Raw genomic sequence first — 11796 nt, forward strand, 5'->3', positions numbered from 1 at the left:
ACAACATCCTATTACTGACTTCCACCTGTTGAAATCTGACGCATAATAGTTGTTCTACGTAGCTAACGGGCCACTCAGGCCAGGGATGAAAAATGAAACATTTACGCGTAGTGGCCTGTATGCTGATGTTGGCGCTGGCGGGGTGCGATAATAACGATAAGCCGTCGGTGGCGGCAAAAAATGATACGCCCGCCCCACAGACCACGCCGGCAAAAGATCCGGGGCAATTACAAAAGCTGATGCAGCAAAGCCAGGGCAAGCCGTTGACGCTGCTGGATGCCTCAGAAGTCCAGTTGGATGGTGCGGCGACGCTGGTGCTGACTTTTTCTATTCCTCTCGATCCTGAACAAGATTTTTCTCGCGTACTGCATGTTGTCGATAAAAAAAGCGGCAAAGTGGATGGGGCCTGGGAGCTGGCGCCAAATCTGAAAGAGCTACGCTTACGCCACCTCGAACCTAACCGCGAGCTGGTGGTGACCATTGAGCGTGATTTATTGGCACTGAATAAAGCGACGTTCGCTATCGACTATGAAAAAAATATTACCACCCGCGACGTCCAGCCAAGCGTAGGCTTCGCCAGTCGCGGCTCGCTGCTGCCGGGAAAAGTGATTGAAGGGCTGCCGGTGATGGCTCTTAACGTCAATAGCGTGGATGTGAACTTCTTTCGCGTGAAGCCTGAGTCGCTCGGTGCGTTTGTCAGCCAGTGGGAATACCGCAATTCGTTGTCTAACTGGGAGTCCGACAATCTGCTGAAAATGGCGGAACTGGTGTATACCGGGCGCTTTGACCTCAATCCTGCGCGCAATACCCGCGAGAAACTGCTGCTGCCGCTGAGCGATATCAAGCCGCTGCAGCAGGCGGGCGTGTACGTGGCGGTGATGAATCAGGCCGGACATTACAACTACAGCAATGCCGCGACGTTGTTCACGCTCAGCGATATTGGTGTGTCTGCACACCGTTACCATAATCAACTGGATGTCTTTACGCAGAGTCTGGAAAACGGCGCCGCGCAGCAGGGGATTGATGTTACCTTACTCAATGAAAAAGGACAGACGCTGGCACAGGCGACCAGCGACGCTCAGGGGCACGTGAAGCTCGAGACGGATAAAGACGCCGCCTTATTGCTGGCCCGCAAAGACGGGCAAACCACGCTGCTGGATCTGAAGCTCCCGGCGTTGGATCTGGCTGAATTTGATATCGCTGGCGCGCCGGGATACAGCAAACAGTTCTTTATGTTCGGCCCACGCGATCTCTATCGTCCTGGCGAAACGGTGATCCTCAACGGATTACTGCGCGACAGCGATGGTAAAACGTTGCCCGACCAGCCGGTGAAGCTGGAGATCGTGAAACCCGACGGACAGGTTTTACGCTCGGTAGTTAGCCAACCGGAAAACGGCTTGTACCGCTTTAGCTGGCCGCTGGACAGCAGCGCGCCAACCGGCATGTGGCATATTCGGGCTAATACCGGTGATAACCAGTCGCGGATGTGGGATTTCCACGTCGAAGACTTTATGCCGGAGCGAATGGCGCTCAATCTCACCGCAAACAAGAGGCCAGTGGCACCAACTGATGAAGTGAAGTTCTCGGTGGTGGGCTACTACCTGTACGGCGCGCCCGCCAACGGCAATGCGCTGCAAGGACAGCTTTATCTGCGTCCATTGCGGGATGCGGTTCAGGCATTGCCGGGCTTCCAGTTTGGGAATATCGCCGAAGAAAACCTTTCCCGCAGCCTCGATGAAGTTCAGCTCACGCTGGATGACCACGGTCGCGGCGAAGTGACCACCAACAGCCAGTGGCAGGAGACGCATTCCCCGTTACAGGTCATTCTGCAAGCCAGCCTGCTGGAGTCGGGCGGCCGTCCGGTGACGCGTCGGGTTGAACAAGCCATCTGGCCTGCGGATACGCTGCCGGGTATTCGTCCGCAGTTTGCGGCAAAAGCCGTTTATGACTACCGCACCGATACCACCGTGAATCAGCCTATCGTTGATGAAAACAGCAACGCCGCTTTCGACATTGTGTATGCCGATGCGCAAGGCGAGAAAAAAGCGGTGTCCGGTTTGCAGGTGCGTTTGATCCGTGAACGCCGTGATTATTACTGGAACTGGTCTGAAGGCGAGGGCTGGCAATCACAGTTTGATCAAAAAGATCTGGTGGAAGGTGAGCAGACCCTGGAGCTTAAGGCCGATGAAACCGGTAAAGTCAGTTTCCCGGTTGAGTGGGGCGCCTATCGCCTGGAAGTGAAAGCACCGAATGATGCGGTGAGCAGCGTGCGCTTCTGGGCCGGTTATAGCTGGCAGGATAACAGCGACGGCAGCGGGTCAGTACGTCCCGATCGCGTGACGTTGAAACTGGACAAACCCAATTACCGTCCCGGCGATACTATGACGCTGCACATTGCCGCGCCCGCCGCTGGCAAAGGCTATGCGATGGTTGAATCCAGCGAAGGTCCGCTGTGGTGGCAAGAGATCGACGTGCCGACGGAGGGTCTTGATCTCTCCATCCCGGTCGATAAAAGCTGGAACCGCCATGACCTGTATCTCAGCGCTTTAGTGATACGCCCTGGCGATAAATCCCGCTCAGCAACGCCAAAACGGGCGGTCGGGTTACTGCATTTACCGTTAGGTGATGAAAACCGTCGTCTGGGGCTGGCGCTGGAAAGTCCGGCGAAAATACGGCCCAATCAGCCGTTGACCGTCAAGATTAAAGCCAGCGTTAAAAATGGTGACGTGCCAAAACAGGTTAATGTACTGGTCTCTGCCGTTGACAGCGGGGTCCTGAATATTACGGATTACGTCACGCCGGATCCGTGGCAGGCGTTTTTCGGGCAAAAACGCTATGGCGCGGATATTTATGATATTTACGGCCAGGTAATCGAAGGTCAGGGGCGTCTGGCGGCATTGCGCTTTGGTGGTGATGGCGATGAGTTAAAACGCGGCGGCAAACCGCCGGTCAATCATGTTAACATCGTGGCGCAACAGGCGTTGCCGGTCACGCTCAACGAGCAGGGCGAGGGGGCGGTGACGTTACCGATTGGCGATTTCAACGGTGAGCTGCGGGTCATGGCGCAAGCCTGGACGGCGGAAGACTTTGGCAGTAATGAAAGCAAAGTGATTGTCGCCGCGCCGGTGATTGCTGAACTGAATATGCCGCGCTTTCTGGCAGGGGGAGATACGTCGCGCCTGACGCTGGATGTGACCAACCTGACTGACAAACCGCAAACGCTGGACATTAAGCTCGTAGCCAGCGGTTTACTGGAGCTGATGGGACAAGATCCCGCGCCGGTAAATCTGGCGCCTGGCGTACGGACTACGTTGTTTATTCCGGTGCGTGCGCGGGAGGGCTTTGGCGATGGCGAAATTCAGGCGCAGATTAGCGGTCTGACTTTGCCGGGTGAAACGCTGCCTGTTCAGCATAAACAGTGGAAGATTGGCGTGCGTCCGGCGTTCCCGGCGCAAACCGTTAACACCGGGGTCGCACTTCAGCCGGGCGCAACCTGGCAGCTTCCGGGTGAAGAACTGACGAATTTCTCCCCAGCGACAATGCAGGGACAACTGCTGTTCAGCGGTAAACCGCCGCTGAATCTGGCGCGCTACATCCGTGAACTGAAAGCTTATCCTTACGGTTGCCTTGAGCAAACGGCGAGCGGGTTGTTCCCGTCTTTATACACCAACGCCGCGCAACTGAAGGCGTTGGGTATCGCGGGCGACAGCGATGAAAAACGCCGTGCGGCAGTAGAGATTGGTATCTCTCGTTTACTGCAAATGCAGCGTGACAACGGCGGGTTTGCGCTGTGGGATAAGAACGGAGCGGAAGAGTACTGGCTGACCGCGTATGTGATGGATTTCCTCGTTCGGGCGAATGAACAGGGCTACAGCGTGCCGGTAGAGGTCATTAACCGGGGCAACGAGCGACTTCTGCGCTACTTGCAGGATCCGGGCATGATGTCGATTCGTTATACCGACGACGCATCAGCGAGCCGGTTTGCCGTCCAGGCCTACGCCGCGCTGGTACTGGCTCGTCAGCAGAAAGCCCCGCTCGGCGCGCTGCGTGAGATCTGGGAGCGCCGTACGCAGGCGGCTTCGGGTTTACCGCTATTGCAACTGGGTATTGCGCTGAAAAATATGGGCGATGCTAACCGTAGTGAACAGGCGTTGACCCTGGCGTTGAATACGCCACGCCGCGATGCGCAGCAGTGGATGGCGGATTACGGCAGCCAGCTGCGCGACAACGCGTTGATGCTGGCCTTGCTGGAAGAAAACAAACTTAAACCTGAGGTACAGAATACGCTGCTGAACACCTTGTCAGAACAGGCCTTTGGGCAGCGCTGGCTCTCTACCCAGGAAAATAATGCGCTGTTCCTTGCCGCGCGTACGTTACAGGATTTACCTGGCTCGTGGCAGGCGCAAACGTCACTCTCTGAACAGCCGTTAGCCGCAGAGAAATCACAGACGCGTAATCTGGATGCCGACGCGCTGTCTACGCTGAGCGTGACCAATACCGGTAATCTGCCTCTGTGGTTGCGTCTGGATGTGAGCGGTTACCCGCAAACCTCGCCAACGCCTGTCAGCAACGTTCTGCATATTGAGCGTCAGATCCTGGGGCTCGACGGGAACAGCAAATCGCTGGATTCTCTGCGCAGCGGCGAACTGGTGCTGGTCTGGCTGGAGGTGAAAGCCAGCCAGAACGTACCGGATGCGCTGGTGGTCGACTTACTGCCAGCGGGCCTGGAACTGGAAAACCAGAATCTGGCCAACGGCAGCGCCAGCCTGCAGGACAGCGGCAGCGAGGTGGCTAATCTGCTCAATCAGATGCAGCAGGCGAATATCCAGCACGTTGAGTTCCGCGACGATCGCTTTGTCGCCGCGGTGGCGGTCAACGAAGGACAGCCGGTGACGCTGGTGTATCTGGCGCGGGCGGTAACGCCGGGAACGTATCAGGTTCCTGTGCCGCAGGTGGAGTCAATGTACGTTCCGCAGTGGCGCGCGACCGGTGCGACAGAGGGACTGTTGATTGTCAGACCGTAAATGATGCGTGGGTTGGGTAAACACGGCTGCTGGCTCTGGCTGGCAGCAGCTACGTTATTGCTTGCGGCGGCGGTTTGGGCGGCAGATAAAATCTGGCCGCTGCCGCTGCACGAAGTCGATCCGGCGCGTGTCGTGGTGGCCTATGATGGTACGCCGCTCTGGCGCTTCGCCGACGCGGATGGCATCTGGCGCTATCCGGTGACAATTGATGAAGTGTCCCCCCGGTACCTTGAGGCGTTAATTAACTACGAAGACCGCTGGTTCTGGAAACATCCTGGCGTTAATCCTTTTTCAGTGCTGCGTGCGGCATGGCAGGATCTCTCCTCCGGGCGCGTGGTTTCGGGCGGTAGCACGCTCACCATGCAGGTCGCACGATTGCTCGATCCCCATCCGCGCACCTTCGGCGGCAAATTCCGCCAACTCTGGCGCGCATTGCAGCTGGAATGGCATCTCTCCAAGCGCGACATCCTGACGCTGTATCTTAACCGCGCGCCGTTCGGCGGTACGCTGCAAGGGGTGGGAGCCGCAAGCTGGGCCTATCTTGGGAAATCACCCGCGCAATTGAGTTATTCCGATGCCGCGCTGCTGGCCGTGCTGCCGCAGGCACCGAGTCGCCTGCGCCCGGATCGTTGGCCGGATCGCGCCGAAGCCGCGCGAAATAAAGTTCTCGAACGCATGGCAACGCAGGGTATTTGGCCAGCCAGACAAGTGCAGGAATCACGCGAAGAACCGGTCTGGCTGGCGCCCCGACAAATGCCGCAGCTCGCGCCGTTATTCTCGCGCATGATGCTGGGAAAAAGCCGGAGCGATAAAATCGTGACCACCCTTGACGCCGGATTGCAGCGCCAGCTGGAAGAGCTGGCGCAAAACTGGAAGGGGCGCTTACCTGCGCGCAGTTCGCTGGCGATGATTGTGGTCGATCACACCGACATGAGCGTGCGTGGCTGGGTCGGCTCGGTAGATATGAATGACGACTCCCGCTTTGGTCATGTGGATATGGTGAATGCGATTCGTTCGCCGGGCTCGGTGCTGAAGCCGTTCATCTATGGTCTGGCGTTGGATGACGGACTCATCCATCCGGCTTCATTGTTGCAAGATGTACCGCGTCGCACCGGGGATTATCGACCAGGGAATTTTGACAGTGGTTTTCATGGCCCGGTGAGTATGAGCGAAGCGCTGGTGCGTTCGCTGAATTTACCCGCCGTGCAGGTACTCGAAGCCTATGGCCCGAAGCGTTTTGCCGCAAAATTACGTAATGTGGGCTTGCCGTTGTACTTACCCGCAGGAGCCGCGCCGAATCTGTCGCTGATTTTGGGCGGCGCGGGGGCGAGACTTGAAGATATGGCCGCAGCGTACAGCGCCTTTGCCCGCCAGGGGAACGCGGGAAAACTGCGCCTGCAGCCAGACGACCCGCTGCTGGAGCGTCCGTTGATGTCAGCAGGTGCGGCGTGGATTATTCGCCGCATTATGGCTGACGAAGCACAGCCGCTGCCGGATAACGCACTGAGCCACGTGGTGCCATTGGCATGGAAAACGGGTACCAGCTATGGCTATCGCGACGCGTGGGCGATTGGCGTTAACGCCCGTTATGTGATTGGCATCTGGACCGGCAGGCCCGACGGTACGCCGGTGGTGGGGCAGTTTGGTTTTGCCAGCGCTGTGCCGTTGCTCAATCAGGTCAACAATCTTTTGCTCTCTCGCGGGACAAATCAGCCGGAAGACCCGCGACCAGAGTCGGTCAGTCGGGGCGTAGTGTGCTGGCCTGGCGGGCAATTTTTGCCAGACGGAGACGGCAACTGCCGTCGCCGCTTAGCGACCTGGCTACTGGACGGTAGCCAGCCGCCAACGTTGTTATTGCCCGAACAGGAAGGCGTGAGTGGCATTCGTTTCCCCATCTGGCTGGACGATGAAGGCAAACGTGTGGCGGCGGATTGCCCACAGGCGCACGAGCAAACGTTAATCGTCTGGCCTTTGCCGCTGGAGCAATGGTTACCGGAGTCAGAGCGCCGTGGGGCAAGGCTACCGCCGGTTTCTGCCACGTGCCCGCCACTGGGACAGGATGCTTCCCTGCCGTTGCAGTTGACAGGCGTTCGCGATGGCGCGATTGTGAGGCGTTTACCTGGCTCTGCGCTGGCCTCATTGCCGGTACAAACCAGCGGCGGGTCTGGCGATCGCTGGTGGTTTCTTAACGGTGAACGGCTGGATGAACGCGGACGTCGTCTGACGCTACAGTTGGCGACCAAAGGGGATTATCAACTGCTGGTGATGGATGACGCAGGCCAGGTGGCGACGGTGAGATTTTCGTTGCAGTAGACCAGTTGGTCACTGTTTGTTGCTAAAATTCATCTTATTTTAAAGAAATGTTATCTTCGTCAATAGTCAATTGCCGGGATGCTCTTTATAATCCGCGCCAGGTAAACCACAACAAAACATCTTTTTCAGAGGTAATCATGGCTATTGAACGTACTTTTTCCATCATCAAACCAAACGCGGTGGCAAAAAACGTTATTGGGAGCATCTTTGCGCGCTTTGAAGCAGCAGGGTTCAAAATTGTCGGTACTAAAATGCTGCACCTGACCGTTGAGCAGGCGCGCGGCTTCTACGCCGAGCATGATGGCAAGCCGTTCTTTGACGGTCTGGTTGAATTCATGACCTCTGGTCCAATCGTTGTTTCTGTTCTGGAAAGCGAAAATGCCGTACAGCGCCATCGCGATCTGCTGGGTGCAACCAACCCGGCAAATGCGCTGGCTGGTACTCTGCGCGCAGATTATGCTGACAGCTTTACTGAGAACGGCACCCATGGTTCTGACTCCGTTGAGTCTGCGGCGCGTGAAATCGCCTATTTCTTTGGTGAAGGCGAGGTTTGCCCGCGCACTCGCTAATAAAGCTCGTCCTGTAGGCCGGATAAGCGTTTAGCGCATCCGGCACTGCTTTGCCTGATGGCGACGCGAGGCGTCTTATCAAGCCTACGTTCTTTCTTTACATATTATTTTCGCTAATGCTTCGTGCAAACGTGGCATCCCTGCGCCAGACTTTGTACAATGCAACGCCCCGGAAGAGCAGATCGCTTGCCGGGGCGTTTCTTTTTAACCCTCCACGGGCCACAACGTGTAACAACGAGGCCGGAAAAAATTATGTCTGAATTAGTTAACACCTCTGAAGTCGTCATTCCTGCGGTTCCAAATAAAAATGGAAAAATTAACCTGCTGGATCTGAACCGTCAGCAAATGCGCGAATTCTTCAAAGAAATGGGCGAAAAACCGTTTCGTGCCGATCAGGTCATGAAGTGGATGTACCACTATTGCAGCGACAACTTTGATGACATGACTGACATCAATAAGGTTCTGCGTAACAAGCTGAAAGAAGTGGCTGAAATTCGCGCCCCGGAAGTGGTGGAAGAGCAGCGTTCCTCTGACGGTACGATCAAATGGGCCATCGCGGTTGGCGATCAGCGTGTCGAAACCGTGTATATCCCGGAAGACGATCGTGCCACCTTGTGTGTTTCTTCACAGGTCGGTTGCGCATTAGAGTGTAAATTCTGCTCTACGGCGCAGCAGGGCTTTAACCGTAACCTGCGGGTGTCGGAAATCATTGGTCAGGTCTGGCGTGCGGCGAAAATCGTCGGCGCGGTGAAAGCAACGGGCGTGCGTCCTATCACCAACGTGGTGATGATGGGGATGGGTGAGCCACTGCTCAACCTGACCAACGTGGTGCCGGCGATGGAAATCATGCTGGATGACTTTGGGTTCGGGCTGTCCAAGCGTCGCGTTACGCTCTCCACCTCAGGCGTTGTCCCTGCGCTGGATAAACTGGGCGATATGATTGATGTCGCACTGGCGATTTCTCTGCATGCGCCAAATGATGAAATTCGTGACGAAATTGTGCCTATCAACAAGAAGTACAATATCGAAACGTTCCTCGGGGCTGTGCGCCGCTATCTGGAGAAATCCAATGCGAATCAGGGTCGTGTAACCATCGAGTATGTGATGTTGGATCACATCAACGATGGCACTGAGCATGCTCATCAGCTTGCTGAACTGCTGAAAGATACGCCGTGTAAGATCAACCTGATCCCGTGGAACCCGTTCCCGGGCGCGCCGTATGGCCGTAGTTCTAACAGCCGTATCGATCGTTTCTCCAAAGTGCTGATGAGCTATGGTTTCACCACCATCGTGCGCAAAACACGTGGCGATGACATCGATGCAGCCTGTGGTCAGCTGGCGGGCGACGTTATTGACCGTACTAAGCGTACTCTGCGCAAGCGTATGCAAGGCGATGCTATCGATATCAAAACCGTTTGATGCCGAATGCACTACGGTATAAATAATGTACCGTAGTGCAATGTAAGTTACATAAGGTCCTTTGTTGTAGTCGTCTGAGCAATAATAACGGTGCGTTTTAGTCGACTTTAAGGCAGTATGTAGCGGTTCAACAAGCGTTTAGCCCTCAGGTTTACGCTGTTTTGTCATTGATAGTCTGACCGTTTTATACTGTCTGACGAAGGTTAACTGACCAGATGTTTCGCGGTGTGGGTGAGCATTGTGGCTCGCCGGCATCAGAACCCAAATTTACGCAGCTGTAGCGAATGAATACTGAAGCCACGCACGACAAAAATGAAGCACTCTCCACCGGCGTTCGTCTGCGCAATGCCCGTGAACAACTCGGATTCAGCCAGCAGGTGGTCGCGGAACGACTCTGCCTGAAGGTTTCCACGGTACGCGATATTGAAGAAGATAAGGCGCCAGCCGATCTCGCTTCAACATTTCTGCGCGGGTATATCCGTTCTTATGCGCGTCTGGTGCATATTCCTGAAGAAGAACTGTTGCCAGGGTTGGAAAAACAGGCTCCGATTCGTCCTGCCAAAGTCGCACCGATGCAGAGCTTTTCGCTCGGTAAGCGTCGTAAGAAACGCGATGGTTGGTTAATGACCTTTACCTGGCTGGTACTGTTTGTCGTTGTCGGACTGACAGGCGCCTGGTGGTGGCAGAACCATAAGGCGCAGCAGGAAGAGATCACCACCATGGCCGATCAATCCTCCGCTGAGTTGAATGCCGGTAAAGAGGGTGCGCAGAATGTACCGTTAGATACCAGCGCTGCAGCAAGCCCGGATACCACGTCGGCTGCTGACAATGGCGCGGTAACGGATGCAGCGCCAGCGCAACAAAATGCCGCCGCGACTCAGGCTCCGGCTGCTGATGCGCAACAGAACGCCGTTGTGGCGCCTTCTCAGGCTAACGTTGATACCGCAACCGCACCGGCCGTTGCAGCACCGCTGCCGACTGACCAGGCTGGCGTCACGACACCGGCTGGCGATCCTAACGCGCTGGTGATGAACTTTACTGCCGACTGCTGGCTGGAAGTCACCGATGCGACCGGCAAGAAACTGTTCAGCGGGATGCAGCGTAAAGATGGCAATCTGAATCTGGTCGGTCAGGCGCCATATAAACTGAAAATTGGCGCTCCGGCGGCAGTGCAGATTCAGTTCCAGGGTAAACCTGTCGATCTAAGTCGTTTTATCAGAACTAACCAGGTTGCGCGTCTGACCGTTAATGCCGAACAATCAACGGCTCAGTAACAGACGGCAATGCGGGAGATTTTTTAATGCATAACCAGGCTCCAATTCAACGTAGAAAATCGACACGCATTTACGTTGGGAACGTGCCGATCGGCGATGGCGCGCCCATCGCCGTACAGTCGATGACCAATACGCGTACCACGGATGTGGAAGCAACGGTTAATCAGATTAAAGCGCTGGAACGCGTAGGCGCAGACATTGTTCGTGTCTCTGTACCGACAATGGATGCCGCAGAAGCGTTCAAGCTTATCAAACAGCAGGTTAACGTCCCGCTGGTTGCTGATATTCACTTCGACTATCGTATCGCGCTGAAGGTGGCGGAATACGGCGTTGATTGCCTGCGTATCAACCCAGGTAATATCGGTAATGAAGAGCGTATTCGCATGGTGGTGGATTGCGCTCGTGATAAAAATATTCCTATCCGCATCGGCGTCAATGCCGGATCGCTGGAAAAAGATCTGCAGGAAAAATACGGTGAGCCGACGCCGCAGGCGCTGCTGGAATCTGCGATGCGCCATGTGGATCATCTCGATCGACTGAACTTCGATCAGTTCAAAGTCAGCGTGAAAGCGTCTGACGTTTTCCTCGCCGTGGAATCTTATCGCCTGCTGGCGAAACAGATCGATCAGCCGCTGCATCTGGGGATCACCGAAGCCGGTGGCCTGCGTAGTGGTTCCGTGAAGTCCGCGATCGGCCTCGGCCTGCTGTTATCTGAAGGGATCGGCGATACGCTGCGTGTTTCTCTGGCGGCGGATCCGGTGGAAGAGATCAAAGTGGGCTTTGATATTCTGAAATCACTGCGCATTCGTGCGCGCGGGATCAACTTTATCGCTTGCCCAACCTGCTCGCGTCAGGAGTTTGACGTTATCGGTACAGTGAACGCGCTGGAGCAACGCCTGGAAGATATCATTACGCCAATGGATGTATCGATCATCGGCTGCGTGGTAAACGGCCCTGGTGAAGCGCTGGTTTCTACGCTGGGCGTGACGGGCGGTAACAAGAAAAGCGGTCTGTATGAAGACGGCGTGCGTAAGGACAGACTCGATAACGACGACATGATTACGCAGCTTGAAGCCCGCATTCGTGCTAAAGCAAGTATTCTGGACGAAGCGCGTCGTATCGACGTGCAGCAGCTTGAAAAATAACAACGTGATGGGAAGCGGCATGCTTCCCGTGTATGATTGAACCCGCATGGCG

At 55.8% G+C, this 11796-nt stretch carries 6 protein-coding genes; all 6 read left to right on the forward strand.

All coding sequences use genetic code 11. The features are described 5' to 3' along the window. Nucleotides 1-92 precede the first annotated feature (92 nt). The 6 genes from I6L54_RS08065 (at nt 93) to ispG (ending at nt 11744) form a co-directional block, all read left to right on the forward strand. Nucleotides 93-5024 (forward strand): alpha-2-macroglobulin family protein, encoded by a 4932-nt coding sequence (locus I6L54_RS08065; RefSeq protein ID WP_040233465.1) that lies wholly within the window; start codon nt 93-95, stop codon nt 5022-5024. Further along, nucleotides 5025-7337, forward strand: coding sequence for a peptidoglycan glycosyltransferase PbpC (gene pbpC / locus I6L54_RS08070; RefSeq protein ID WP_040233466.1), 2313 nt, complete (start codon nt 5025-5027; stop codon nt 7335-7337). 137 nt (nt 7338-7474) lie between these two features. Beyond that, entirely contained in the window at nt 7475-7906 is a 432-nt protein-coding gene (gene ndk / locus I6L54_RS08075; RefSeq protein ID WP_003037710.1) for a nucleoside-diphosphate kinase, read from the forward strand. A gap of 252 nt (nt 7907-8158) precedes the next feature. Continuing rightward, nucleotides 8159-9325 (forward strand): dual-specificity RNA methyltransferase RlmN, encoded by a 1167-nt coding sequence (rlmN, locus tag I6L54_RS08080; RefSeq protein WP_003037713.1) that lies wholly within the window; start codon nt 8159-8161, stop codon nt 9323-9325. Between the two features lie 284 nt (nt 9326-9609). Next, entirely contained in the window at nt 9610-10599 is a 990-nt protein-coding gene (rodZ, locus tag I6L54_RS08085) for a cytoskeleton protein RodZ (RefSeq protein ID WP_040233469.1), read from the forward strand. A gap of 26 nt (nt 10600-10625) precedes the next feature. Continuing rightward, nucleotides 10626-11744: a flavodoxin-dependent (E)-4-hydroxy-3-methylbut-2-enyl-diphosphate synthase gene (ispG, locus tag I6L54_RS08090; protein ID WP_040233471.1), complete on the forward strand. Its 1119-nt coding sequence runs from the start codon at nt 10626-10628 to the stop codon at nt 11742-11744. The last annotated feature ends 52 nt before the right edge of the window (nt 11745-11796 follow it).

The sequence above is a fragment of the Citrobacter pasteurii genome, assembly GCF_019047765.1.
GTDB lineage: Bacteria > Pseudomonadota > Gammaproteobacteria > Enterobacterales > Enterobacteriaceae > Citrobacter > Citrobacter pasteurii.